The organism is Cellulosimicrobium sp. 22598 (assembly GCF_052044445.1).
Lineage (GTDB): Bacteria > Actinomycetota > Actinomycetes > Actinomycetales > Cellulomonadaceae > Cellulosimicrobium > Cellulosimicrobium cellulans_G.
Genome location: NZ_JBQEMZ010000020.1, coordinates 12,599 through 38,582, shown reverse-complemented (window position 1 = coordinate 38,582; position 25,984 = coordinate 12,599). Strand labels below are relative to the sequence as shown.

At 73.5% G+C, this 25,984-nt stretch carries 14 protein-coding genes and 1 tRNA gene; 6 read left to right on the top strand and 9 right to left on the bottom strand.

Annotation, left to right across the window (positions count from 1 at the left end; all coding sequences use genetic code 11):
* Positions 1-16: 16 nt before the first annotated feature.
* Both dcd and ACTJIY_RS17925 read right to left on the bottom strand, forming a co-directional pair.
* Positions 17-592: a dCTP deaminase gene (gene dcd / locus ACTJIY_RS17930; RefSeq protein ID WP_047233554.1), complete on the bottom strand. Its 576-nt coding sequence runs from the start codon at positions 590-592 to the stop codon at positions 17-19.
* A gap of 106 nt (positions 593-698) precedes the next feature.
* Positions 699-1,355 (bottom strand): NINE protein, encoded by a 657-nt coding sequence (locus ACTJIY_RS17925; protein ID WP_440675103.1) that lies wholly within the window; start codon positions 1,353-1,355, stop codon positions 699-701.
* Between the two features lie 87 nt (positions 1,356-1,442).
* Here ACTJIY_RS17925 and ACTJIY_RS17920 point away from each other — a divergent pair.
* Positions 1,443-1,513, top strand: a tRNA-Gly gene (locus ACTJIY_RS17920).
* A 142-nt stretch (positions 1,514-1,655) separates the two neighbouring features.
* On the opposite strand, the gene ACTJIY_RS17915 is transcribed toward ACTJIY_RS17920, so the two are convergent.
* The 7 genes from ACTJIY_RS17915 to ACTJIY_RS17885 all read right to left on the bottom strand — a co-directional run bounded on the left by ACTJIY_RS17915 (position 1,656) and on the right by ACTJIY_RS17885 (position 14,145).
* Positions 1,656-2,951 carry an AGE family epimerase/isomerase gene (locus ACTJIY_RS17915; protein ID WP_253052388.1) on the bottom strand — a complete coding sequence of 432 codons (1,296 nt, stop codon included), beginning with the start codon at positions 2,949-2,951 and terminating at the stop codon, positions 1,656-1,658.
* Between the two features lie 151 nt (positions 2,952-3,102).
* Entirely contained in the window at positions 3,103-8,523 is a 5,421-nt protein-coding gene (locus ACTJIY_RS17910; protein ID WP_440675102.1) for a GH92 family glycosyl hydrolase, read from the bottom strand.
* A 205-nt stretch (positions 8,524-8,728) separates the two neighbouring features.
* Positions 8,729-9,868 (bottom strand): LacI family DNA-binding transcriptional regulator, encoded by a 1,140-nt coding sequence (locus ACTJIY_RS17905; RefSeq protein ID WP_353707414.1) that lies wholly within the window; start codon positions 9,866-9,868, stop codon positions 8,729-8,731.
* Positions 9,868-11,082, bottom strand: a complete 1,215-nt coding sequence (locus ACTJIY_RS17900) for a sugar ABC transporter permease (protein WP_253052382.1) — start codon at positions 11,080-11,082, stop codon at positions 9,868-9,870. The genes ACTJIY_RS17905 and ACTJIY_RS17900 overlap by 1 nt, the downstream gene beginning before the upstream one ends.
* Positions 11,079-11,900, bottom strand: a complete 822-nt coding sequence (locus ACTJIY_RS17895) for an ATP-binding cassette domain-containing protein (RefSeq protein ID WP_353707412.1) — start codon at positions 11,898-11,900, stop codon at positions 11,079-11,081. Before ACTJIY_RS17895 ends, ACTJIY_RS17900 begins: the two co-directional genes overlap by 4 nt.
* Complete coding sequence (locus ACTJIY_RS17890; RefSeq protein WP_253052378.1) at positions 11,897-13,030, bottom strand: substrate-binding domain-containing protein; 1,134 nt, start codon at positions 13,028-13,030, stop codon at positions 11,897-11,899. The genes ACTJIY_RS17895 and ACTJIY_RS17890 overlap by 4 nt, the downstream gene beginning before the upstream one ends.
* Positions 13,027-14,145 carry an ROK family transcriptional regulator gene (locus ACTJIY_RS17885; protein WP_253052376.1) on the bottom strand — a complete coding sequence of 373 codons (1,119 nt, stop codon included), beginning with the start codon at positions 14,143-14,145 and terminating at the stop codon, positions 13,027-13,029. The genes ACTJIY_RS17890 and ACTJIY_RS17885 overlap by 4 nt, the downstream gene beginning before the upstream one ends.
* A gap of 372 nt (positions 14,146-14,517) precedes the next feature.
* Here ACTJIY_RS17885 and ACTJIY_RS17880 point away from each other — a divergent pair, with 372 nt between their 5' ends.
* The 5 genes from ACTJIY_RS17880 (at position 14,518) to ACTJIY_RS17860 (ending at position 25,980) form a co-directional block, all read left to right on the top strand.
* Positions 14,518-15,816, top strand: coding sequence for an ABC transporter substrate-binding protein (locus tag ACTJIY_RS17880; RefSeq protein ID WP_253052374.1), 1,299 nt, complete (start codon positions 14,518-14,520; stop codon positions 15,814-15,816).
* Between the two features lie 139 nt (positions 15,817-15,955).
* Positions 15,956-16,858, top strand: a complete 903-nt coding sequence (locus ACTJIY_RS17875; RefSeq protein ID WP_237841486.1) for a carbohydrate ABC transporter permease — start codon at positions 15,956-15,958, stop codon at positions 16,856-16,858.
* Positions 16,855-17,757, top strand: a complete 903-nt coding sequence (locus ACTJIY_RS17870; RefSeq protein ID WP_253052372.1) for a carbohydrate ABC transporter permease — start codon at positions 16,855-16,857, stop codon at positions 17,755-17,757. The genes ACTJIY_RS17875 and ACTJIY_RS17870 overlap by 4 nt, the downstream gene beginning before the upstream one ends.
* Before the next feature lie 190 nt (positions 17,758-17,947).
* Complete coding sequence (locus ACTJIY_RS17865) at positions 17,948-21,670, top strand: glycoside hydrolase family 97 catalytic domain-containing protein (protein ID WP_440675101.1); 3,723 nt, start codon at positions 17,948-17,950, stop codon at positions 21,668-21,670.
* Between the two features lie 332 nt (positions 21,671-22,002).
* On the top strand, positions 22,003-25,980 hold the full coding sequence (locus ACTJIY_RS17860) for a discoidin domain-containing protein (RefSeq protein WP_440675100.1): 3,978 nt from the start codon (positions 22,003-22,005) through the stop codon (positions 25,978-25,980).
* Positions 25,981-25,984 lie beyond the last annotated feature (4 nt).

Sequence of the window (25,984 nt, the reverse complement as noted above, 5' to 3'; positions counted from 1 at the left end):
ACGCGGCGTGCCGCGCTCAGACGTCGGTGCGGTGGAAGCTCTGCCACGAGCGGGAGGCCGTCGGGCCGCGCTGGCCCTGGTAGCGGGAGCCGTAGACGCTCGAGCCGTACGGGTTCTCGGCGGGCGACGACAGGCGGAAGAAGCAGAGCTGCCCGATCTTCATGCCCGGCCACAGCGTGATCGGCAGCGTCGCGACGTTGCTCAGCTCGAGCGTCACGTGCCCGGAGAAGCCCGGGTCGATGAAGCCGGCCGTGGAGTGCGTGAGGAGGCCGAGCCGACCGAGGCTCGACTTGCCCTCGAGGCGCGCGGCGACGTCGTCGGGCAGGGTCACCGCCTCGAACGTCGACCCGAGGACGAACTCCCCCGGGTGCAGCACGAACGGCTCCGCCGGGTCGACCTCGACCAGGCGCGTGAGGTCCGGCTGGTCCTGCGACGGGTCGATGAACGGGTACTTGTGGTTGTCGAACAGCCGGAAGAACCGGTCGAGTCGCACGTCGATGCTCGACGGCTGGAGCATCGACGGGTCGTACGGCTCGAGCTGGACGCGCCCGGCGTCGAGCTCGGCCCGGATGTCGCGGTCGGAGAGCAGCACGGCCCCACGCTAGCCGACGCCGGCGCCCGCCAGGACCGGTCGCCGAACCCTGGATCGCTCCCGGGAACGCGTCGCCGTGGGGAACGGTCCAGGGTTCGGCGCGGCGTCAGGCGCGCAGCGGGCGGCCCGTCGAGTCGACCGAGTAGTAGCCCGTCTTCGAGGTCAGGTAGAGGATGCCCTCGACGAGGCCCCAGATCGCGATGACCGGCGCGGCGAAGCCGAACGACAGCACCGACACGAGCAGCATCGTCAGGCCGATGCCCGTGTAGCCGAGGTAGAAACGGTGGATGCCGAGGCTCCCGACGAGGATCCCGAGCAGGCCCGCGGCGAGCCGGGACTTGGCCTGGGGGTCGTACGCCGGGTCGAAGCCGGGCTGCCCGTACGGGCCGGGCTGCCCGTACCCCGGCTGCTGGCCGTAGCCCTGCTGGGGGTAGCCCTGCTGGGGCGCGGCACCGTAGGCCGCGCCCTGCGGCTGGCCGTACCCCGGCTGCGCACCGGGCGTCCCGTACGGCTGCTGGCCGTAGGCGTCGCCGTAGCCCTGCTGCGGCTGGCCGTACGCGTCGCCGTAGCCGGGCTGCGGGTCGTGGCCCGGCGCTGCGCCCGACGGCGTCGCCCCGCCCCCGTAGACCGGGTCGCCCGGGGCCGGGGTCCCCTGCGCGGGGTCGGGCTGCTGCTGGTACGGGTTCTCGGACAAGGTTGCTCCTCGGGCGGCGCGCGGCACGTCGGCGCGGTACTGGGTCGTGGTGCGGTCGGGTTCTGGCATCACCGGCGACGTCCGCTATGATCGGGGCGCGCGCTGATTCGCCGAGGATCCTCCCAGAGGGCCCGGGGCGGACGCCACCGGCGCCGCGCGGGTGTAGTTCAATGGTAGAACTTCAGCTTCCCAAGCTGACAGCGCGGGTTCGATTCCCGTCACCCGCTCAGCGCTCGAGAGCCCCGCACCGGTCCGGTGCGGGGCTCTCGTCGTCGTTGTCCGGCAGAGGACGGCGCCGAGCCCGGGGTTGCTCCCCACGGCGACGGTGACGTGGGGAACGACCCCGGGCTCGGCGGTCTGGGGTGGGCGTCAGCCCAGGATGCTGCCCGCGGCCTTGGCCGAGGCGGCGAGCGAGCCCGTCAGCGGCAGGTCCGGGAGGATCACGGCCTGGGCGGCGTGGTACACGTCGGGCTTGCCGACCCACGTGACGCCGTCGGGGCGGTTGGACGTGTCGAGCTCGTGGTGCCACGAGCCGCGCTCGGGGTCGACGAGGAACCGGTCGATCCACGCCCACCAGCCCGCGGCGGCCTCGGCGAAGCGCGACTCCCCCGTGACCCGGCCGAGCACGTCGGCCGCGGCGACGGCCTCGGCCGCGACCCAGTGGTAGCGGCGCGGCTCGACGGGTACCCCGGACCAGTCGACGGTGTACACGAACCCGCCGCCGTGCTCGCCGTCCCAGCCGTCGGCGACGGCGCGGTCGAACAGCGCGACCGCGGCCTCGGTGCGCGCACCGGGCGTGCCGGCCGCGACGTCGACCTGCAGGACGAGGCGCGACCACTCGAGCCCGTGCCCCGGCGTCGACCCGTACGGCTTGAACGGGTCGCGCGGGCGGTCGGCGTTGTAGTCCGGCAGCGGGTTCCAGTCCGCGTCGAAGTGCTCGGGGATGCGCCACTCGTTCTCGCTCGCCCAGCCGATCACGCGGTCCGCGATCGACGCGGCGCGGCCGAGCCACTCGGCGTCGCCCGTCGCGTCGTGGGCCGCGAGCAGCGCCTCGACCGCGTGCATGTTGGCGTTGACCCCGCGGTACGCGTCGAGCGTGGTCCAGTCGCGCGACCACTCGTCCGCGTGCATCCGGGGCCCGGGCTCCCAGAACCGCTCGTCGAGCACGGCGAGCGCCGCGTCGAGCAGCTCGCGCGCGCCCTCGCGGCCCGCGATCGTCCCCGACGCCGCGGCGAGCACCACGAACGCGTGCGCGTACGCGCTCTTGGTGCCGTCGACCGCCCCCTCCTCCGTCGCGGCGAAGTCGCCGGGCCGCGGGCCCGGACCGCGCGAGGACACCCAGCCGCCGTACTCCGCGTCGACGAGCACGCCCCGCAGACCCCGCAGCGCCTTGTCCGCGAGCTCGCCCGCGCCGGGCACGCCCAGCAAAGAGGAGAAGGCGTAGACGTGCGCCATGCGCGACGTGATCCACGTGTGCACCGGCCGCGCGAGGTCGGGGACGTCGTCGTCGTCGAGCCACTGCGCGGCGCCGTCCGACCGCAGCGAGGCCGCGCCGAAGTACAGGAGGTCGGCGAGCTGGTCGCGCCGCCATGCCGTGAGATCGGCCGTGGGGTCGACCCGGGGGGCCGCTGCGGGCGAGGGCTGCTCGGACGGGTGCTCGGTCATGTCTCGGTCCTTCTCGTGCTGGGAACGTGGTGCCGCACCGGGCGCGGTGCCGGTACGGCGCGGTGCCCCGGGACGATCATCCCGGGGCACCGCCGGTGGTGCATGCTCACCGTGCGCCCCGGAGACCGGGGCGCACGGTGGGCTCAGGGGCTCAGCCGCAGGTCACGGCCGCGTAGTCCGCCGTGATCGACGCCGTCACCCCCTGGTCTCCTCGGGTCGCCTCGACGGTGACCGTGCCGGCCTCGACCGACGTCGCCCGCGTCGCGAACGACTGGTAGGCGTTGGCCCCCGGCGCGACGGCCGCGAACTCCTTGGTGCCGAACGGCGTGACGAGGCGGATCGCGACGGGCGCGTCCTCGCCGTTCTCGGCGCGGACCGCGACGTACGCCTTGCCGGCGAGGCAGCGCGAGCTCACGGTGACGTCGATCGCGAGCTGCGGCTGGCCCTCGGTCACGGTCACGGGGACCTCGACCACCTGGCTGGTCCAGCCGTCGTCGACCACGACGTACGCGGTGTACGTCCCGGCCGCCGCGTAGGCGTGCGCCCCGGAGACGGAGCCGTCCGCCACGGTGCCGGCCGCGACGTCGGAGCCGTCGCCCCACGTGACCGCCGCGCGGAGCTCGGCGCCCTCGCGGCCGCCGGTCACCTGGGCGAGCACGGCGTCCGCGGACTGCCCGACGGCGAGGGTCACGCCGTCCGCGGCCGTCACCTCCAGCGCGGGGTGCTCGGCGAACGTGCCGTCGTGCGCGACCGCGACCACGTGGATCCGGCCGTCGCGCGCGAGCTCGCCCGGCTGGTCCGGGAGCGTGAGGCTCACGGCCCGCTTGCCCTCGGGGAGCGTGATCGGCGCCGTCGCGAAGAACGCGGCAGGGGTGCCGGTCTGCGGGCTGCCGCCGCGCAGGCGGTTGTCCGTGACCGCGACGGGGATGTTGCCGAACACCGGGTTGCGCGCCGCGCCCGACCAGTCGCCGAAGCTCAGGTCGATGGGCTGCGACGAGCCGTCGTCGAAGGTCAGCACGCCCTGGGCCTGCTGGTTCTTCTCCGTGCCGGTGCCGATCACCGAGAGCTGCTCGGCGTCCGCGGGGACCTCGAGCTCGATGGTCTGGCCGTCGCCCGTCGCGTTGTCCGGCTGGCCGGCGGGGACCGCCGGGACGTCGAACGCGAGGTCCGTGCCGGGCACCGTCGAGCGCTGGCCCTGGACGAAGCCCTTCGCCGCGAGCTGGGCCCGGTCGAAGAAGACGCCCTGGCCGTCGCACGACCCGACGGTCGTGCCGAGGTCGCCGATGCAGACGTTGTCGTACGCCGCGAGCAGCGAGCCCTCGCGCAGGAGCGAGACGGAGACGTACGAGGTGGTCGAGACGGGCTCGATCCCCTCGCCCGAGACCGTGACGGTCACGGGGTAGACGCCCGGGGCGGCCCACGAGTGCGCGGCGTTCACCGCGTACCCGCCGAACGCACCGGCCTGGAGCGAGCCCGCGACGGGCTGGGAGCCGTCGCCGAACGCGACCTGCACGTCGAGCGCCGACGCGTCGCCCTCGACCCCGGTGAGGGTCGCGAACGAGCCCGAGACCTCGCGCCCGGTGACCGTGTCGCGGTCGGGCGCGGCCGAGAGCGTCAGCTCCTCGGCCCCGGAGGCCTTCGGATCGGCGAGGAGCTCGACCTCGGCGAGCGACAGCGCGCCCGAGCCCGAGGCCGCGGTGACGGTCACGCGGTACTGCGCGAACGCCGTCGGCTCCTTGACCGTGAACGGCCGCGTCTGCAGCGCCCAGCGGAACTGCTCGCCGGACCGCTCGTCGAGGGTCGTCCAGGTCTCGCCGTCGTCGGAGCCCTCGAGGGTCCACGCGGACGGCGCCGCCGTCCCGCTCGCCCCGGAGGTCAGCGTGTACGACTCGACCGTCGGCCGGATGCCGTTGCCCGCCCACGTGATCGACGGGGTGGTCGTGGCGAACGTCGTGCGCGTGCCGGACGTGTTGTCCGTCAGGGCCGCGGCGCTCGTCGCCGCGTCGCCGTCCGCGACGGTCGTCGTGCCGAGGCCCGACGTCGTCGCGTCCTGGACCGGCGCCGGGGGCTCGTCGCCCTCGGTGAGCGACGGCGGCGCGTCGTCCTCGCCCGTGCCCCAGTCGGACGGCTCCGGACCCATGACGAAGTCCAGCGTCGCGCCGCCCGAGAGGTCGGCCTGGGAGAGCGACGTCGAGGTGCGGGCCTCGCCGTCCACCGCGAGGGACTGCACGTAGACGTTGTCCACCGAGTTGTTCTCGGCGTTGACCACGAGGTCGCCGTCCGGCAGGTGCACGGTGGCCTTGTCGAAGAGCGGCGAGCCGACCGCGTACTCGTCGGAGCCGACCTGGAGCGGGTAGAAGCCGAGCGAGGCGAAGATCCACCACGACGACATCTCGCCGTTGTCCTCGTCGCCCGGGTAGCCCTGGCCGATCTCGCTGCCCACGAACAGGCGGCGGGTGACCTCGCGGACCTTCTCCTGGGTCTTCGAGGGCGCGCCCGCGGCGTCGTACAGCCACGGGATGTGGTGCGACACCTGGTTGCTCATGCCCCACATGCCCATGCGCACGTCGCGCGCCTCGCGCTGCTCGTGGATGCCGCCGTTGCCGGCGCCCTTCTCCGGGGTGGAGAAGAACAGGTCGAGCTTGTCCTCCAGGCCCTGCTTGCCGCCGTAGAGGTTGGCGAGACCCTGCGGGTCCTGCGGCGCGTGGAACGCGAAGTTCCAGCCGCTCGTCTCGGTGTACCCGCCGCCCCAGGCCTCAGGGTTGTAGGTCTCCGGGTCGACGGCCCACGTGCCGTCCGCGTGCCGCGGCACGAAGAAGTCCACCTCGGGGTCGAACAGCTCGACGTAGTGCGTGGCGCGCTCGAGGAAGTACGAGGACTCCTCGCGCAGCGTCTCGCGACGCTCGTCCGGCGTGGCCGGGTCCTCCGCGAGGGCGGCGGCCATGTTGCCGATGCCGAAGTCGTTGATCAGGCCCTCCAGGCCCCACGACACGGACTCGTGCGTGGACTCCGGCGTGAACCCGAGGAACGGCGACGTCTGAAGGCCCTTGCGGCCCACGGCGTTGTTCGGCGGCGCGACGGACGCGTTGCGCAGCGCGGCGTCGTACGCCTCGAGCGCGGTGGCCGTCGGGAGCGAGCCCTTGAGGTACGCGTCCGCGAACGCGACGTCGGGGCTCGTGCCCGTCATGAGGTCGGCGTAGCCCGGCGAGGACCAGCGCGCGACCCAGCCGCCGTCGCGGTACTGCTGGACGAACCCGTCGACCAGCTCGCCCGCGAGCTCCGGGTAGAGGAGCGAGTACGCCGGCCAGGCCGTGCGGTACGTGTCCCAGAACCCGTTGTTCACGTAGATCTTGCCGTCGACGATCTTCGCGTTCGTCTGCGTGTCCGTCGCGGAGCCCGTGGTCGCGGAGACCGGGCTCGCGTACTTGTACGCCGGCGCCTGCGCCGTGCCCGTGTTCTCGAACTGCGAGTTCGGGTACAGGTTGAGGCGGTAGAGGTTGGAGTACAGCGTGACGAGCTGGTCCTCGCTCGCGCCCTCGACCTCGATGACGCCCAGGCGGTCGTTCCACGCCTGCGCGGCGGCGGCCTTGACCTCCGTGAAGGTCTTGCCCGTCACCTCCAGGTCGAGGTTCTTGCGCGCCTGGTCGAGGCTGATGAAGGAGGTCGCGACGCGCAGCTCGACCGTCTTGTCGGACGACGTGTCGAACGTCGCGAAGCGCGCGTCCGCACGGTTGCCCGCCGCCGTCCCGACCGCCGTCGGACTACGGTCGAAGGTGCCGGCGACGAACATGCGCGTACGGCCCACGGACAGGCCCGAGCCGTTCTCGACCCACCCGGAGAGCGTCCCCGTGGCCTGGTCGTACGTGAGCTTGGACGAGCCGTCCACCTTGTCCACGAGCACGTGGCCCGTGGCGCCGGGGTAGCTGAACCGGAGCACCGCGCCGTGGTCGGTGGGCGTCGCCTCGATCGCGGACCCGTTGGTGAACGTGACCCCGTAGTAGTCCGGACGCGCCAGCTCGTCGGCGTGGTCGAACTCGAGACCGCGCGTCGAGAGCGTGGCGTCGGGCGTCCCCGACGCCGTCGACGGGAGGAACGTCAGTTGGTTGCGGTCGCCCATCCACGGGCTCGGCTCGTGCGAGACGCCGAATCCCTGGAGCACGGGCTTGTTGTTGGCGTTGTTGGCCTTGTGGTACTCGTACAGCCAGCTCTGCGAGGAGGCGTTGGTGTAGGGCACCCAGAAGTTGAAGCCGTTGGGCGTCGCCGTCGCGGGGATGTTGTTCCCGCGCGAGAAGCTGCCCGACGCGAGCGTGCCGCGACGGGTGTCGACGTAGTTCGCGAGGCTCGAGCCGTCGATGGTCGCCGGGTTCGCGGTGATCGCGACGTCGTCGAGCCAGCCCGCGAACTTGGTGCCCGCGTGGCCGCCCGGGTTGTCGTAGCCGAGCAGCACCTGGTCGACGGTCTTGCCCGCGGCGACGTCGCCGAGGTCGATCCGCACGGAGTTCCACTGGTCGGCGTAGAGGATCTTGCCCTCGCCCTGCGCCTGGGCCGTCGCGACGGTCTCGTGCGCGTCGCGCGCACCGAGGTCGGACAGGTAGGTGCCGTCGGTGAACAGCACGTCCACCGCCGCGTACGTCGACGGGTACTGCAGGTCGTCGAGCAGCTCGGGGAAGATCGTGTAGCTCAGGCGCGTGTCCTCGCCCACGACGACGTCGACGTCGTCGTAGAGCACGTTGGTCGCGTAGGTCTCGCCGTCGGCGAGGTGCGAGCCGTCGTACCGCAGCGAGTGCAGGCCCGAGAACCCGACGCCCGCCTTGTTGGTGAAGCTCACGCGGGGCCCGGTGCCGACCTTGGTGTTCATGGGCGCGGCGGAGGGGCCCGCGCTCAGGTCGTCCGAGAGGTCCCACCCGGCGAGCTGGACGATGGAGTCGCCCGAGTTCGCGGTCACGTTGAGGCGCAGGTACGTGTACGCCTCGGTGGGCTCGTCGAGCTCGAAGCTGCGCGTCTGCTGCCGGTTCGGGAAGTCCTCGTCGGTGCGCTGGTCGAGGGGGGTCCACGTGGAGCCGTCGTTCGAGCCCTCGATCGTCCAGGTCTTCGGGTCGCGGCCCGCGGCGTCGTCGCCCGAGGTCATCGAGTAGGCGACGAACGAGACCGGCTCCGTGAACTCGTACCGGACCCAGCCGGTCGAGGCGAACGCGAGCCACTTGGTGCCGGAGCTGCCGTCCGCGAGGTTCGCGGCGCCCTCGTTCGGCAGGTTCTGGGCGCTCGCCGTGACGGCCTTGAGCTTCCCGAGCACGCTGCCGGGGAGGCCGCTCGTGAACGACCCGACGTTCGCCTGCCAGGGCGCGCCGTCGCGCTCGGCCACCGTGGAGGCGAGCGCTGCGGGGTCTCCCGACTCGAAGGACGACGAGAAGTCCCCGGGCTCCGCGGCAGCGGCGGGGGCTGCCGTGAGGACGCCGACGGGGACTGCGAGAGGGACGGTGAGGGCCGCGGCGAGCGCGAGGCCGAGGGGCCTCGCGCGGCCGCTCCTGGAGCGCGCGGCGTCCGCGCGTCCGGACGGGAGGGGTCTGGTCATGCTCGCGATCTCCTTCGATCATCTGACAGCGCTGTCAGGCTGCAGGGGTGCCCCTGACAACGCGCAGGGGGGAAGCGTTGTCAGGGGCAGCCCGAACTTATGCGCGGGCGACGGTCTTTGTCAACGCGGCCGAGGCCGCCGGGACCGGACGGGACGCTGCCGTCGCGCCCGGCGCCGCGGGCCCGGGCTCCCGGGCGCCGCGGGCCTAGGCTCCCGGGCCGGAGACCTCGCCCGTGCCCCGCACGACGAGGCGCGTGGGCACCACGACGAGGCGCGGGGCCAGCTCCGGGTTCTCGGCCCGTGACACCGCGAGCGACGCAGCCTGGCGCCCCATCTCGACGACGTCGTACCCCACGACCGTCACGTTCAGCAGGTCCGCGAGCTCGAAGTCGTCGAAGCCGACGAGCGCGACGTCCGCCGCGCCGCCCGCGGACACGCGGTCCCGCAGCGCGTGGAGCGCACCGACCGTGATCTTGTTGTTCGCCGTGACGAACGCCGTCGGGGGCTCCGGGAGGGCCAGGAGCTCCGCGACGAACGCGCGCGCGAGATCGGCGTCGTGGGCACCGTCCCGCACGTACCGCGACGGGTCCTCGACGCCCGCGCCGCGCAGCGTCGCGACGAACTCGTCGCGACGCTCCTGGAACGTCCACAGGCGGGAGACGTCTCCCACGAGGGCGATCCGCCGGTGCCCGTGCGCGAGCAGGTGCGTGACGGCGTCGCGCACCCCGCCGCGGTTGTCGATGACGACGGTGTCCGCGTCGACGCCCTGCGCGGGCCGGTCGATGAAGACGACGGGCAGGCCGTCGTCGAGCTCGCGGCGCAGCGACGAGTGGTCCGTCGACGTGGGCGTCACGACGAGCGCGCCGACGCGGCGCTCGACGAGCGCCTCCGTGAGCGAGCGCTCGCGCTCGGGCTCCTCGTCGGAGCTCGTCGTGATGAGCTGGAGCCCGTGGTGACGCAGCTCGCGCTCGATCCCGCTCGCGAGCGCGGAGTAGAACGGGTTCGCGAGGTCGCCGGTGACGAAGCCGACGAGCCGCGAGGAGCCACCGCGCGCCAGGTCGGCCGCCACCGCGTTGCGGCGGAAACCGAGCCGCTGCGCGGCCTCCTGCACCTTGGCCCGCGTCTGCGGCGCCACGTTGGGCTCGTCGTTGAGGACGCGCGACGCCGTCTTGAGGCTCACGCCGGCGACCTCCGCGACGGCCGCGAGGGTCGGCCGTCGGCCCCCGCGCCCTGCGTGCGGGCGTGCCGCCGTCTCCGTCGGGGTGCCCGTCACGGCACCCCGCGCCGTCGCCGCGCTCCCGCCCGGCGGGAGCGCGCCCGTGCTCTCCCCCTGCATCACCATCATCAGACCTCCCGTCGACCGCGGATGAGCATGTCGACGACGATAGCGAGCAGGAGCACCGCTCCGGTCACGATGTATCGCGTCGCCGTGTCGAGGTTGAGCAGCGTCAGCCCGTTGGCGATCGACTGGATGACCAGCACGCCGAGCAGCGCGGACCATGCGCTCCCGCGTCCGCCGAACAGGCTCGTCCCGCCGATGACCGCCGCGGCGATCGCCGTGAGGTAGGTGTCGGCGGCGCCGGTGCCCTGGTTCGCGGCGGCGAGACGCCCGGCCGCGAGGATGCCGCCCAGTGCGGCGAACGTGGAGCAGGCGACGAAGCACGAGACGACGGTCCGCCGCACCGCGACGCCCGCGAGGAGCGCGGAGCGTCGGTTCCCGCCGACGGCGCGCACCGACCGCCCCCAGCGCGTGCGGCGCAGCAGGACGTCCACCACCACGACGAGCGCGACGAACAGCACGACCGTGTAGCCGATCCCGCGCGCGGTCCCCAGGTACGCGACCGAGCCGACGAGGACCGCGGCGAGCACGGCGGTGCGGACCGCGATCCGGCCCAGGCCCGGGCTCGGCAGCTCCGCGCGCACGCGACGCAGGTGGTCGACGACGCGCAGCGCGGCGTACCCGACCACCACCACGACCACGAGGACCCAGGCGGCGGCCGGCGCGAGGAAGCCCTGCTGCACGGTGCGCACGAGCCAGGACTCGAACGGGATGTTGATCGAGCCCGAGGGACCGAGCACCCGCAGCTGCACGCCCGCGAGGACGAGCAGCCCGGCCAGGGTGAAGACGAACGACGCGAGCCCGAGGCGCGTGGACAGCATCCCGTACCCCAGGCCGACCACGACGCCCACGGCGAGCGCCGCGAGGATCGCGAGCCCGACGGGCCAGTCCAGGTTCACGGTCCCGACCGCCAGCACCGCCGCGGCGAGCCCGCTCACGGAGCCGACGGACAGGTCGATCTGGCCGACCAGCAGCACGAGCACGACCCCGAGCGCGATGATCCCCGTGGGCGCGCTCTGGAGCGTGAGGTTGACGAGGTTCTCCGCCGAGAGGAACGCCGGGTTGATCGCGCCGAGCACGACCCAGATGAGCAGGAGCGCGCCGACGATCGGGAGCATGCCGAGGTGGGCGCCGCGCAGCTGCCGGACGACGCTCCCGGACAGCGCGCCGGTCGACGAGCGGTCGAGCGCCGCGCCCGAGGTGCGGCCGGGGACGCTCATCGGTGCACCGCCCCGGTGCCGCCGGAGCGCCGCTCGCGCGGCTCGCGCCCGGGGCCGGTCGGGGGCCGGGTGGCGCCCCCCGACCGCGCGGGCCGGACGGCGCCCGTCATCGCGGCGAGCAGGTCCTCGTAGGACGTGTCGCCCGCGAACTCGCCGTGCACGCGCCCGAGCCGCAGCACGACGATGCGGTCGGCGACGGCCTGCAGGTCGCCCGCCTGGTGGCTGATGAGCACGACGGCGTGGCCGCGCTCGCGCAGCTTCTCGATGAGGTTGAGCACCTCGGCCGTCTGCCGGACGCCGAGGGCCGCCGTCGGCTCGTCGAGGACGAGCACGCGCGGTGCGCCCAGCAGCGCCCGCGCGACGGCCACGACCTGCCGCTGCCCGCCGGACAGCGTGCGCACGGGCTGCCGCACGGACGGGACGGTCGCGGCGAGCTGGTCGAGCAGGCCCCAGGCCTCGCGCTCCATGGCGATCTCGTCGAGGAACGGGCCGCGCAGCGTCTCCTGCCCGAGGAACACGTTCTCGACGACGTCGAGGTCGTCGACGAGGGCGAGCTGCTGGAACACCGCCGCGATGCCGTGCGCGCGCGCCGCCGCGGGCGAGTCGAGGACGACGGGCGCGCCGTCGAGCAGGACCTCTCCCGCGTCGGGCCGGAACGCGCCCGCGACGACGCCAGCGAGGGTCGACTTGCCGGCGCCGTTGTCGCCCACGACGGCGAGCACCTCGTGCTCGTGCACGTCGACGTCCACGTCGACGAGCGCGCGGACGCCGCCGAAGTTCTTGGAGACGCCGCGCAGCGACAGGACGGGGGCGCTCACGGGGCGACCTCCAGGAGCCCCGCCTCGACGCACGCGTCGACGTAGTACGAGGTGCAGATCTCGTCGACGGTGTAGACCCCGCCGTCGACGATGACGCGCTGCACGTCGTCGATCCCGACCGCGCGCGGCGCGAGGAGGAGGCTCGGGACGCCGTCGATGACGGCGGTCGCGCGGGGGTCCTCGCCGCGGAGCACGCGCACGGCGAGCTCGGCCGCCGTGCGCGCCTGCTGGGCGGTCGCCTTGTACACGGTCATGTACTGGTCGCCGGAGACGACGCGCTGGACCGCCGCGAGCTCGCCGTCCTGTCCCGTGGTGGGCGGGACGGGGTCGAGGCCGGCGGCCTTCATCGCCGCGATCGCGCCGCCCGCGATGCCGTCGCTCGCCGCGAACACGCCGTCGACGCGGCCGCTGTACTGCGTGAGCTGCCCCTCGACCCACTCGGTCGCCTTGTCGGGGCTCCAGTCGGGGGTGTCGTACTCGGCGAGCACGTCGATGTCCTCTCCCTCGAGCGCGCGGTGGGCGCCGGCGGCGAGCTCCGCGGCGTTCGGGTCGGTCGGCGAGCCCTGCACGAGCAGGACGCCCGGCCGCCGGCCCTGCGCCGGCGGGTCCTGCTCGGCGCGGTCGAGGACCGCGCCCACGAGCGCCTCCCCCATGAGGTACCCGATGAGCTCGTTGTCGAACGAGACGTAGTAGTTCGCACCCTCGACGAAGCGATCGTAGGCGATGACCGGCACCCCGAGCCGCTGCGCCTCCGCGACGATGCTCACCGCGGCGACCGCGTCGACCGCGTCGAGGACCAGCACGTCGGCACCGCGCGCGAGCATGGACTCGGCCTGCTGCTGCTGGTTCGCGGCGTCCTGGGCAGCGTTGGCGTACAGGACCTCGCACGTGGGGCAGCGGCGCTCGACGACGCCGACGAAGGTCGGGCGGTCGGTGGTCTCGTAGCGCGCGGTCTTCGCCTCGGGCAGCAGGAGCCCGATGGTCCCCTCCGACGGCCCGGTCGGCTCCTCGGGCGCGGCGCAGCCGGCGAGCGCGAGCAGCGCGACGACGACGGCCGCGAGGGCGCCGGTCACGGCGGTCCGGGCCCGACGGCGGGTCGGCCCCGTGCGCGCGGCGGTCGCCCCGGTCATGCGCTCACCCCCAGCGACCCGCTGACGCGTGCGAGGTCGAGCGCGACGGCGAGCGCCCCGCGCACCTCGGCGGCGGACCCGAGCTCGGACGCGACCACCTCGACGGGGCCGGCGGTGCTCGGCACGGTCCGCTGCTCGAGCGCCGTGCGCAGCGGCCCGAGCAGGGCCTCCCCCGCGTCGGCCAGCTGTCCCCCGACGACGACGATCTCGGGGTCGACCAGGTTGCACAGGTTGGCGGCCGCGACGCCGAGGTGCTGGCCGGCGTCGAACAGGACGCGGCGGCACCCGGGGTCGCCCTCCTGGGCGCGCGCGATGACGTCGCGCAGGGTGAGGGGGCCGCGGCTCTCGGAGAGCATGGACAGCAGCACCCCGGCACCGACGTACATCTCGAGGCAGCCCCGGTTGCCGCACCGGCACACCGGGCCGTTCTCGTCGATGGTGACGTGGCCGATCTCGCCCGCGACGCCCGCGCGCCCGTGCACGACCCTCCCCCCGAGCACCAGCCCTCCGCCCACGCCGTGGGAGACCCGCAGGTACGCGACGGCGTCGTGCCCGACGGCGGCCCCGAACCGGGTCTCGGCGAGCGCGCCGAGGTTGGCGTCGTTGTCCACGGTCACGGGCGCGCCGAGCTCGGCCTCCAGCACCTCGGGCACCACGACGCCGTCCCAGCCGCGCATCATGCCGACCGTCGCGATGCGCCCCGCGCGCACGTCGACGGGCGCGGGCACGCCGACGCCGACGGCGAGGAGCTCGTCGGGTGCGGCGTCGACGGACGCGACCATCTCCTCGACGAGCAGGGCGGCGCGCTGCAGCCCGGTGTCCGCGCGGTGGTCGGGGGCCAGGGGCATGCGCTGGTCCGCGAGGACGCGCATGGACGCGTCGGCGAGCGCGACGCGCATGGACCGGGTGCCGAAGTGGACGCCGGCGACGAGCCCGAGGTTGCGCGCGAGCGTGACCTGGAGCGCGCGGCGGCCGCTGCGCGTGGACGGCGAGGTGTGCAGGACGCCCGCGCCGGTGAGCTCCTTGACGATGTTGGAGACGGTGGCCGGGGACAGGCCGGTGACGCCGGCCAGCTCGATCTGCGTGAGGGAGCCACGCTGCTGGACGGCGCTCACGATCCGAGCTCGGTTGGCCTCACGCAGTGAAGTCTGCGAGCCCGGGGTCACCCGGTCAGCGCGCACGCAGGTCAGGATACCGCCGGGGCACTCCCGTCCAGGTGGGACAGGCCGGGCGTGGACGCTGAGCCGATCTTCTGAACGAACTGGACAGCGCTGTCATCCTAGGCCAGACTCGACAGAACCGCTGGTTGCGTGCAGGACCTGACGCGAAGATCACGATTCGGCGACGCTTGCGTTCATTTCTTGACATCAAGCCGCACCGGGACGTTGTATGGGCAGCGGGTTCGAGGGCGCGCCGGTGCGCCCGGCCGATGAGACGTGGTCGTCTCGCCGGTCCCCCACGACCGAAGAAGGCGTAGGGAAATCACGATGCGAATCGATCGCAGGACGAGCGCGACGGTGGCGACGGCCGCCCTCGTGGGTCTCGCACTCGCCGCGTGCAGCGGCGGTGGTTCCGGTGACGGGGGCACCGGGGACGGAGGCGCTTCGGGGGGCGGCGACGAGGTCGAGGTGTTCACCTGGTGGGCCGCAGGCTCCGAGAAGGCGGGTCTCGACGCGCTGGTCGGCGTGTTCAACGAGCAGCACCCCGACGTGGAGTTCATCAACGGCGCGGTCGCCGGCGGCGCCGGCTCGGCCGCGAAGGACCTCCTCCAGTCCCGCCTGCAGGCGCAGGACCCGCCGGACACGTTCCAGGCGCACGCCGGTGCCGAGCTGCAGGACTACATCGACGCCGCGCAGATCGAGGACGTCTCGTCGCTGTACGACGAGTTCGGCCTCAACGACGTCTTCCCGGCCGACCTCGTCGACCGCCTCAAGTCCGACGACGGCGCGATCTACTCGATCCCGTCGAACATCCACCGCGCGAACGTCGTGTGGGCCAACCCGACGGTCCTCGAGGCCAACGGCGTCGACCCGGCCGCGACGTACGCGGACCTCGACGCCTGGATGGCGGACCTCGACAAGCTCAAGGCCGCGGGCGTCACGCCGCTGTCGGTCGCGACGACCTGGACCCAGGTCAACCTGCTCGAGACCGTGCTCCTCGCGGACCTCGGCGCCGAGGGCTACAACGGCCTGTGGGACGGCTCGACCGACTGGGAGGGCGCCGAGGTCACGGCCGCCCTCGAGGACTTCGAGAAGCTCATGAGCTACACCAACACCGACCGCGACGGGCTCGACTGGCCCGAGGCGACCCAGATGGTGATCGACGGCAACGCCGCGTTCAACGTCATGGGCGACTGGGCCGTCGCGGCGTTCGAGGAGCAGGGCAAGACGCTCGGCACCGACTTCACCGCGTTCCCGGTCCCGGGCACGGACGGCGTGTTCGACTTCCTCGCCGACTCGTTCACCCTCCCGGTGGGTGCGCCGCACCCCGACGGCGCCAAGGCGTGGCTCGAGACCGTCGGCTCGCTCGAGGGCCAGGTCGCGTTCAACAAGGCCAAGGGCTCCATCCCGGCCCGCACCGACGCCGACCCGTCGGAGTTCTCGGAGTACCAGCAGACGGCGATCGAGTCGTTCGGCAACGACACGATCGTGTCCTCGCTGGCGCACGGCGCCGCCGCGCCGGTCGCGACGCTCAACGCGATCTCCGACGCGACGAGCAAGTTCACGTCCGGTGGGTCCGACCTCGCGACCTACCAGTCCGAGCTCGCTGCCGCCGCACAGGGCTGACACCGCTCCACCGGAGCCGCCGCGCGTCGTCGGGAACCTCCCGTCGGCGCGCGGCGGACCCGCGCGACCGGAACGCGTCCCCGGGACACCGGGCGCCCCCCTGCGCCGCGTCCCACACCCACGACCGGGAAGACCCACCATGCTCAAGTCACTGCGACGAGCCGGCCCCGCGCTGCTGATGCTCGCCCCCTCGCTGATCCTCGTCGGCGTGTTCGTGTACGGACTCATCGGCGCGAACTTCCAGACCTCGATCACGGACAACCACACGGCCGCGCAGGCCACGGGACAGAAGCCGTCCGTGGTGGTCTGGTTCGAGAACTACGTCGACCTGCTCGGCAGCGAGGCGTTCCAGCACTCGCTGAAGAACCTCGTCCTCTACACGGTGGTGTTCCTCGCCGGCACGCTCGTCATGGGCTTCCTCTGGGCGTGGATGATGGACAAGCCCGTCAAGGGCGAGGGCCTGTTCCGCTCGGTCTACCTGTTCCCCTTCGCCGTGTCGTTCGTCGCCTCCGGCGTCGTGTGGCGCTGGCTCCTCAACTCGAACCAGGACGCGCAGGCGAGCGGGCTCAACCGGCTGTTCCAGATCATCGGGCTCGACTTCCTCCAGAACAACTGGTGGAACAACGTCACCTGGGGCATCACGGCCATCGCGATCCCCGCGATCTGGCAGCTCTCCGGCTACGTCATGGCGCTCTTCCTCGCCGGGTTCCGCGGCATCCCCGACGAGCTGCGCGAGGCCGCCCGCATGGACGGCGCCAGCGAGTGGAAGCTCTACCGCCACGTGCTCTTCCCGCAGCTCTCGCCGGTGGCGCTCTCCGCGCTCATCATCATCGGCCACATGTCGCTCAAGTCGTTCGACCTCATCATGTCGATCTCGAAGCCGGCGAACTACCAGACCAAGGTGCCGGCCGTCGACATGTACGTGTTCAAGTCGAGCTTCGACTACGCGAACGCCGCGGCGGTCGGCTCGATCCTGCTGATCATCGTGGCCGTCGTCATCGTGCCCTACCTGGTCCGCACCAACCGTCAGGAGAAGCGATGACCGACGTCGTAGCCACCTCGGTGCCGGCACCGGACACCGCCGGTCGCCCGATCGACCTGCACCGCACGGTGCCCAAGAACCGTTTCTCCGTGGGTCGCACCCTCAAGTACGCCGCGCTGATCTTCTTCGTGATCATCGTGCTCATCCCGGTCTACGTGCTCCTCGTGACGAGCTTCAAGGGCACCGGCGACGCGTCGCCCGCCCGCGCGTGGTCGCTGCCGCAGGTGTGGACCCTCGAGAACTGGCAGACGGCATGGACCGCGCTGTCCCCCGCGATCCTGCGCACGCTGCAGATGGTCGTGCCGTCGGCGATCATCGCGGCCTTCCTCGGCTCGCTCAACGGGTTCGTGCTCTCGCGCTGGTCCTTCAAGGGCTCGAACCTGGTCTTCACCCTGATCCTGTTCGGGATGTTCATCCCCTACCAGGCCGTGATGATCCCGCTCAACCAGCTCGTGCTGGACCTCGGCATCCCGAGCGGCGTGCCGTCGCTGATCCTGCTGCACGTCGTGTACGGCATCCCGATCACGACGCTCATCTTCCGCAACTACTACATGACCGTGCCGCACGAGCTCATCGAGGCCGCGCGCGTCGACGGCGCCGGGATGTTCCGGACGTACTGGTCGATCATCCTGCCGATCTCGATCCCCAGCTTCGTGGTCGTGCTCATCTGGCAGTTCACCTCGTCGTGGAACGACTTCCTCTTCGCGGTGTTCTTCTCCTCGAGCCAGAACGGCCCCGTCACGCTCGCGCTGAACAACCTCGCGAACGGCGCGCTGCTGCAGAACTACGGCGTGTCCATGGCCGGTGCGCTCTTCGCGTCCCTGCCGACACTGCTGGTCTACATCATCCTCGGCAAGTACTTCATCGGCGGACTCATGTCCGGCTCGGTGAAGGGCTGACCTCCGGTCGAGCCGAGCACGCGGGGGGCGGGCGGGACCTGGTCGTACCAGGTCCGGCCCGCCCCTCCGTCGTACCACCACCCACCGCACGACGACGGGCGCGCACCCCGCGACCGCCGCGCCGCGCGGCACCCGCGCACGACCGCAGGCTGCCGACGGCCCCCAGGACGACGACGTCTCAAGGAGCCTCGTGTACCACCACATGCCGCACCATCCCACCCCGCCCCCGCCGACCGCACGACGCCGCCGCGCCCGTCTGCTCTCCGGCGCCGCCCTCACGCTCGCGCTCGTCGCGCCCGTCGGCGCCGCGGCTCCCGCGCTCGCCGCACCGGAGGCGTCCGCCTCCTCGTCGGTCGTCGAGCCGCTCGACGGGCACGAGGTCTCGTCGCCCGACGGCAGCCTCGACCTCACGGTCGGCGTCGTCGACGGGCGCCTCACCTACGACGTCGTGCGGGACGGCACGACGACGGTCGTCGGCTCCTCCGGTCTCGGCCTCGTGCTGCGCTCCCCCGACGTCGACCTCACCTCCGGGATGACCGTCGAGTCCGTCGAGCGCGACGAGATCGACGAGACGTGGACACCCGCGTGGGGCACGAGCTCGTCGGTGCGCAACCACGCGAACGAGCTCACCGTGCACGCGCGCCACTCCTCCGGCCTGGCGCTGGACGTCGTGGTCCGCGTGTTCGACGACGGCGTCGGGTTCCGCTACGTCCTGCCTCACCAGGACGCGCTCGCGAGCGGCCCGTTCGTCGTGACGGCCGAGCGGACCGAGTTCGCGCTCCCGGCGGACCTCACCGCGTACTTCATCCGCGCCGGCACGGACTGGAACGCGGACGAGAAGCACTACAGGACCGCGCCTGTCGGCGACGTGCCCGACGCGCAGACGCCGCTCACGCTCTCCCGCGGCGACGACCTGTTCCTCGCCGTCCACGAGGCCGACCTCACGGACTACGCGAGCATGACGCTCGTCCGCGGCGCGACCCCCGGGACCCTGGTGAGCGAGCTCGTCGCGCTCCCGGACGGCACCAAGGCGGTGCTCGACGCGCGCGAGAAGGACGTCGTGACGCCCTGGCGTACGGTGCAGGTGGGCCGCGCGGCGGGCGACCTCGCCGAGTCGCACCTGGTCCAGAACCTCAACCCGCCGTGCGCCGTGTGCGACGTCGACTCGGACGGCGACGGCACCGCCGACACGACCGACTGGATCGAGGCGGGGACGTACACCGGCGTGTGGTGGGAGCTCCAGCGCCGCGACACGACGTGGACCGCAGGTGCCAAGCACGGCGCCACGACCGCGCGGATCAAGGACTACATCGACCTCGCGGCCGACGCGGGGGCCCGGTACGTGCTCGCCGAGGGCTGGAACACCAACGCCGGGGGCTCCTGGACCAACCAGGACTTCACGACGCCGATGCCCGACGTCGACCTCGACGAGGTGCTGCGCTACGGCGCCGAGAAGGGCGTCGGGTTCGTCGCGCACAACGAGACGCGCGGCTACGTCGACTACTACGACCAGAACCTCGAGCGCATCTTCTCCCAGTACGAGGAGTGGGGGATCCACGCGATCAAGACCGGCTACGCGACCCGCTTCCAGCTCGGCGGCGTCAACCGCAGCCACTACGACCAGGAGGCGGTGAAGCACTACCAGCGCGTCGTCGAGGCGGCGGCGCGGCACGGCATCTCCGTCAACGCGCACGAGGCGATCAAGCCCACGGGCAAGGACCGCACCTGGCCCAACATGATGACGGGCGAGGGCGTCGCGGGCATGGAGCAGCAGAACTACATGGGCGCGAACGGCAACCCGCCGGAGCAGGCGACCATCCTGCCGTTCACGCGCTGGATCGGCGGCCCGGCCGACTACACGCCGGGCGTGCTCGACGTGCTGTGGGACCCGGCGAAGCTCAACACGCGGGTGCAGACGACCACCACCACCCAGCTCGCGCTCTACACGACCTTCTACAGCCCGCTCCAGATGCTCGCGGACACGCCCGAGAACTACGCGAAGCACCCCGAGGCGTTCGAGTACCTGCGCGGGATGCCGGCGACGTGGGACGAGTCGCGCGTGGACGCGCAGATCGGCGACCACGTGACGACCGCCCGCCGCAGCGGCGACACCTGGTACGTGGGCGTCGTGACCGACGAGGTCGACCGCACGCTCGACGTCCCGCTGGACATGCTCGACGACGGCGTCACGTACGTCGCGGAGGTCTGGGCCGACGCCCAGGACGCGAGCTGGAAGGGCAACCCCACGGCGGTCGAGGTCACGCGGTCCCTCGTGACCTCCGACGACGTCCTCAGCGCGTCGCTCGTCGGGGCGGGCGGGCAGGCGGTCCGGCTCCGGCCCGCCACCGCGGAGGACCTCGCAAAGCTCACGCCGTACGAGCGCGCCCGTCTGGACCTCGTGGGGACGCCGACCGCGACGTTCGACCCGGCGACCGGGTCGGTCCACGTCACGGCCCAGGTCGCGAACGCGGGCACCACGGTCGCGGAGGCGCACCTGGTCCTCGACGGCGAGACGGTCGCGGGCACGACCGCGCGGGTCGGCGGCGGACAGACGCGCGAGCTCGCGTTCACCCTCGACGCGGCCGACGTGTCCTACACGGAGCACAACGAGCTCGCCGTCGCCGGGGCGGACGACGCGCTGGGCGAGCCCGCCCGGGCGGCGCTCCTGCCGTACCCGGACGGCGCCGCCCTGGAGGCCCTGGTGGCCGCCGCTCGCACGGACGGCGACCTCGACCCCGCGACGGCGGCGCTGCTGACGACGCGGGTCGGTGCGCTCGTCGCGGCGGCGGCCGACGCCGACCTGGGCGCCGCCCAGGTCGCCGCGCAGAGCGTGCGGACGGTCCTGCTCACGCGCTCGTCCGAGCAGGTCGGGGGAGGCGCGCTCGCGACGCTCGACACCGCGGTGGCGCCGTGGCTCGGCGAGCGGGTCGGGCTGCCGCGCGTGCTCGCCGACCTGCACGCGGCCGAGGAGGCGGGAGAGCTCACCGCGGGCGACGCCGCCGCCGCGAGGGCACCGCTGGCCGCCGCGGTCCGTGCCGCGACGCGCGACGACGACGCCGCCGTGGGCAGGGCCCTCGACCGGGCGGCCGCCGCGCTCGCCGCCCTGCCCGCCGGTCCCGCGGCCGAGGCCCTGGGCGGTCTCGTCGCGGCCCAGCGCGAGGAGCTCGTGCTCGAGGCCGAGGCCGGGACGCTGAGCGGGGGCGCGATCACGACGACCGAGCACCCCGGCTACACGGGCACGGGCTTCGTCCGCACCCTCAGCCGCGAGGGGGCGGCCTTCGCCGTGGACGTCGCGGGCGTCGCGCCGGGGACCACCTACGAGGTGAGCTTCCGCTACGCCAACGGCATGGTCGTCGCCCCCCTCGACCGCCAGCTCTCGCTCACGGTCGACGGCGTCTCGTCCGGCCCCGTCCCGTTCCCGAACCTCGGGCAGGACGCCGAACGGTGGCGTCGCTGGGGCTTCACGGAGCCGGTGCGCGTGACCGTGGGCGAGGGGACGACGCGCGTCGGCCTGCGCTACGACCGCGGCGACACGGGCAACGTGAACGTCGACCACGTGCGGCTCGTCCCCGACCGTGGCGTCGTCGTCGGGTCGTCCGGCGGCGTCGTCGGCACCGCCGCCGACGTGCGCGTCGAGGCGCAGGCGCGGTGCCTGGCCGGCAAGGCCTACGTGGCCCTGCGCGCGCTCAACGGCGAGGACGTCCCGGTCGGGCTCACGCTCGGCCTGGCGACCGCGTTCGGCGAGCGCACGGTCGCCGACGTCGTGCCCGGCGCGTCCGGCTACCAGTCGTTCGCGACGCGGGCGCGGGCCGTCGAGGCGACGACCGCGGTGGTCACCGCGCACGGCGAGCTCGGCGGAGAGCCCGTGGACGCGCAGGTGTCGGTCGACGTGCCCGCCGTCGACTGCGGCTGAGCGGACCGCCCGGTCGGCCGTCACGGCGGCCGACCGGGCGAAGTCCGCGGCGCTCCCTTCACTCCCGGGAGAACCCCGCCTATACTCGCTGTCGACAGCGCTGTCAGGTGGCCTCGCGTCACCGCGTGCGACGTCGCACCACCCGAGAGGAACGCACCGCGTGAGCATCCCCCGCCCCGCCTGAGCGGCTCCCCCGACCCGCGCGGGGGCGCCGGTCGTCCGACCCTGGACCGGCGCTCCCCGCGCGCACCGCACCACCTCCCACCCGCCCGCACCCGTACCACCCGCCCGAGCACCAGCACCGTTGCCGCTCGACGACGCCCGGAGGCCCCATGACCCGCCCGCCCACCCCACCGCCCGGACGGCGCGCACGCCGCCGCGCCACCGCCGCCGTCGCGCTCGCGACCGCCGGGGCCCTGCTGCTCACCCCCGCGGTCGCGCAGGGAGCGCCCTCGGCCGCCTCCCCCGCAGCCGTGACGGCGGAGGTCGACCCCACGCCCGCGTTCGGCGCGCCCGACGCGACCGCGGCCGACTATTACGGCGCGCTGCTGCGCCACACCCGCTGGGTCGAGACCGTCTGGGACGAGTCCGCCGGGGTGTACCAGCTCAAGGACTTCAACTTCGCCGTCGTGCTGGGCAACGCCGTGCTCCTGACCCACGGCGAGTACGACGCCGAGCTCGCGGGCATCTCCGAGGAGACGCTCCGCGCGCACACGCTCGCCACGATCCGGCACTACGCCGCGAGCAACCGGTTCGTCGACCCGGCGGGCACGTGGGGCAAGAAGCTGTTCTGGGACTCGACGTTCCAGTCCTACTTCCTCGCGGCCGGGACGCTGCTGTGGGACGAGCTCGACGCGACGACGCAGGCCAACCTCACGACGATCGCGACCGGCCAGTCCACGTACACCGCCGACCTCGACTTCGGCAAGGACCCCCTCTCCGGGTCGTGGACCGCCGACTGGCCGACGGGCAAGTTCGAGGGCGACACGGCGCAGGAGGAGGTCGGCGTCTACACGCAGGCGCTCGCCCCCGGCCTCGCCTGGGCCCCCGACGACCCCGACGCGGCGCGCTGGGCCGAGCAGCTCGGCGACTGGGGCCGCAACGCGGCGGGGCAGCCGACCGCCGACCGCAACAACCCGGCCGTCGTCGCGGGCAAGCCCGTGTCGACGAACACCATGCAGACCATCCACGACACGTACCTCGTGGAGAACCACGGGTCGTTCGGCCCGCACTACCAGTCCGACATCTGGCGGTCCGGCGGGCGCAACGCGATCCACTTCCTCCTGCGTGACGAGCCGCTGCCGGAGATCCTCACGCACCAGCCCAACTCGGCGGAGCTGTGGGAGTCGATCAAGCTCGTCATGTCCGACGCGGGCGAGCCGTTCATGCCGATGGTCGCCGACCGCGAGTACCTCTACGGCCGCGACGCCATCCCGATGGCGTTCCTCGGCCAGGTGCTGCGCGACCCCGACGCCGCGCGCGCCGAGGCGAACCTCGCGGCCGCGCTCGCGGACTACCAGTCCTACGCCCCGGTCTACCGCCTCGCGAAGTTCTCCGGCGAGCCCAAGTACGAGCCGGAGGCGCGCGCCGAGATCGCCATCTCCTACCTGCTGCACGTCGAGGCCGCCGAGTCCCCCGAGGGCCCGGTCGAGCCGACGCCGCAGGACGCGTTCTTCGAGCGCCTCGCCGGGGTGCGCGACTTCGGCGCCGGCCCGGGGCTGACGGTCCAGCAGTCCGCGGACGCCTGGGCCGCGGCGTCGAGCCGCAAGGGCTTCGTGAAGTTCCCCTGGGTCCCGTCGCACGACTCGTGGCTCTTCCACGTCTCGGGCTCGACCCCCTACCTCTACCCCAGCACCGGCGCGGCCGTCGACGAGCGGCACGTGACGACGTACACCGGGCCGCGCGACGGCTTCGAGGGCACGTCGTCGGTGTTCCGGATCGGGACGGGGTACGCCGGCCAGGTCACGCTCCCGACCGGGGCCGCGGTCTACGCGTCGACCGGCGCGGGCACCGAGGACGCGAGCCTGTCCGTCCGCAACCTCGACATGAACGGGTACTCCGGCCTCGACGGGTCGCGCACCTACATGACCGCGGAGGGCGAGACCACCGCGACGCTCCCGGTGACGCGCCCCGCCGACCCCGCGGACGCCAAGGCCGCGCGCGTGGACGACCTCACCTTCGCGCCCGTCACCGCGCGGTACGTGCGGCTCCTCGGACAGCAGGGCCACCCGCAGTACGGCTACTCGATGTTCGCGTTCCACGCGTACGGCGCGGACGAGGGGTCGGCGACCGACCTCGCGGCCGGCAAGGTCGCGACCGCGTCCAGCGAGGACGCCGCGAACGGCCGTACCGCGGCCCGCGTGACCGACGGCAACGCGTCGACCCGCTGGGCCGTCGCGGTCGGCGAGCGCACCCGCCCCGACTCGTGGATCCAGGTGGACCTCGGCGAGGAGACGACCGTGGGCGGCGTGCGGTTCGCGTGGGAGGCGAGCGCGGGAGCGCGGTACCTCGTCCAGACGTCGACCGACGGCCAGACCTGGACGACGGCCACCGCCTACGGCAAGGCCCCGGCGGACGTGAACGTCGCGCGCCTCGACACCGTCGACCTCACCCCGGAGGGCGCGGCCGAGCCCGCGCCGGTCACGACGCGCTACGTCCGCATGCAGGGCGTGCGCGGGGACGCGGCGTACGGCTACTCGCTCTACCACCTGCGCGCGTTCTCCCCGACCGGCACGGACGTCGCGGCGGGCAAGCCGGCCACGGCGTCGAGCGCCAACGGCTCCAACCCCGCGAGCGCCGTCACCGACGGCTCGGCCACGACCCGCTGGGCCGTCGCGGTCGCGGACCGCACGAAGCCCGACTCGTGGATCCAGGTCGACCTCGGCGCCCCGACCGAGGTCAGCCAGGTCCAGCTCGGCTGGGAGGTCGCCGCGGGCCAGGAGTACCGCGTGCAGACGTCGCTCGACGGCCGGACCTGGCACGACGCCGCGTCGTTCCGGTACACCGGCGACCAGGTGCTCAGCAGCGACGGCGACTGGCTCAACGTCGAGGGCGAGGCCGGGTTCGTCGTGCGCGGCTCCGACGCGCCGGTGACGGTGTCGCGCGCGACCGACACGCGGCACGTCGTCCGGCTCACGGACGGCGCGACCGGCCCCCGGCTCGTGGAGATGGTCCCGGGCGACGCCGCGGCGACCGCCGCGCAGGCCGGGGCCCGCGTGCCGACGGCTGCGGACCCGGCCGTGCTCGTGAGCGCCGTCGACGGCTACGTCGTGGCGTTCAACCTCACGGGCGCGGACGTCGCGACGACGCTCACCGTCCCGCACGACGGCGGGGCCGTCCCCGTCTACGCGGGCACGCAGACGGTCGGCGCGGACGCCTCGGCGCTCGACGTCACCGTCCCCGCGGGCGACGCGGTCGTCCTCGCACCCCGCGCGACGGTCGCCGCGCACGGCGGAGCGACCCCGGCCGGGGTCACCGTCGCCGTCGACGACGCCCGGTCGTTCCGCGTGAGCGGCGACGGGACGCCGGTCGAGCTCCGCCACGCCGAGACGGGAGCGACCCGCACGGTCGGGGCGACGCCGTCCGGCACGCGCGTCACCTTCCGGGACGCGACCCGGTTCCCGGTCGCCGACCACGCGCTGAGCACCCTCACGTTCCCCGCGTCGGTGCTGCCCGACGGCATGACGTCGCCGTCGCTCGCCGTGGACGGCGACGCCGCCACGGCGTGGGTCCCCGGCCCGGACGGCCGCATGGTCACCGACCTGGGCGCACCGCGTGAGATCGGCACCGTCGTCGCCGCCTGGGAGCGGGGCGGGGCGCCGGAGTCGGTCGTGTCCGTGAGCGACGACGGCCTGACGTTCACCGACGTCGGCACCCTCGGCGCAGGGGACGTCCGCGGCACGCTCGCCGTCGACCGCACGGCGCGGTACGTCGCGCTGAGCACGTCGTGGCAGGACGGCGACCCGGGGCTCACCGCGCTGCGGGTGCTCGCGCCCGGCGCGGCGGACCCGACGTCTCCGGCAGCAGTCGCCGTCACCGCGACGGCCGAGGTCCGGTGCCTCGGCGGCAAGCCGTACGTCGCCGTGCGGGTCGTGAACGACGACGACGCGCGCCTCGACGTCGAGGTCGCCACGCCGTGGGGCTCGAAGAGCTTCCCCTCGGTGGCCCCCGGCAAGAACGCGTACCAGTCGTTCGCCGTCCGCGGCGACGCCGCGGACGGCGCCGTGAGCGTCACGGCCGCGCCGTCGGACGACGCCGACGAGCGCGAGACCGTCGCGACGCCGGAGCACGGCCGACCGACCTGCGGCTGACCCG

Excerpts from the sequence above, each read along its gene's own strand:
- ACTJIY_RS17925 (WP_440675103.1), bottom strand. The coding sequence starts at position 1,355 with ATGCCAGAACCCGACCGCACCACGACCCAGTACCGCGCCGACGTGCCG.
- ACTJIY_RS17915 (WP_253052388.1), bottom strand. The coding sequence starts at position 2,951 with ATGACCGAGCACCCGTCCGAGCAGCCCTCGCCCGCAGCGGCCCCCCGG.
- ACTJIY_RS17910 (WP_440675102.1), bottom strand. The coding sequence starts at position 8,523 with ATGACCAGACCCCTCCCGTCCGGACGCGCGGACGCCGCGCGCTCCAGG.
- ACTJIY_RS17905 (WP_353707414.1), bottom strand. The coding sequence starts at position 9,868 with ATGATGGTGATGCAGGGGGAGAGCACGGGCGCGCTCCCGCCGGGCGGG.
- ACTJIY_RS17900 (WP_253052382.1), bottom strand. The coding sequence starts at position 11,082 with ATGAGCGTCCCCGGCCGCACCTCGGGCGCGGCGCTCGACCGCTCGTCG.
- ACTJIY_RS17890 (WP_253052378.1), bottom strand. The coding sequence starts at position 13,030 with ATGACCGGGGCGACCGCCGCGCGCACGGGGCCGACCCGCCGTCGGGCC.
- ACTJIY_RS17880 (WP_253052374.1), top strand. The coding sequence starts at position 14,518 with ATGCGAATCGATCGCAGGACGAGCGCGACGGTGGCGACGGCCGCCCTC.
- ACTJIY_RS17875 (WP_237841486.1), top strand. The coding sequence starts at position 15,956 with ATGCTCAAGTCACTGCGACGAGCCGGCCCCGCGCTGCTGATGCTCGCC.
- ACTJIY_RS17870 (WP_253052372.1), top strand. The coding sequence starts at position 16,855 with ATGACCGACGTCGTAGCCACCTCGGTGCCGGCACCGGACACCGCCGGT.
- ACTJIY_RS17860 (WP_440675100.1), top strand. The coding sequence starts at position 22,003 with ATGACCCGCCCGCCCACCCCACCGCCCGGACGGCGCGCACGCCGCCGC.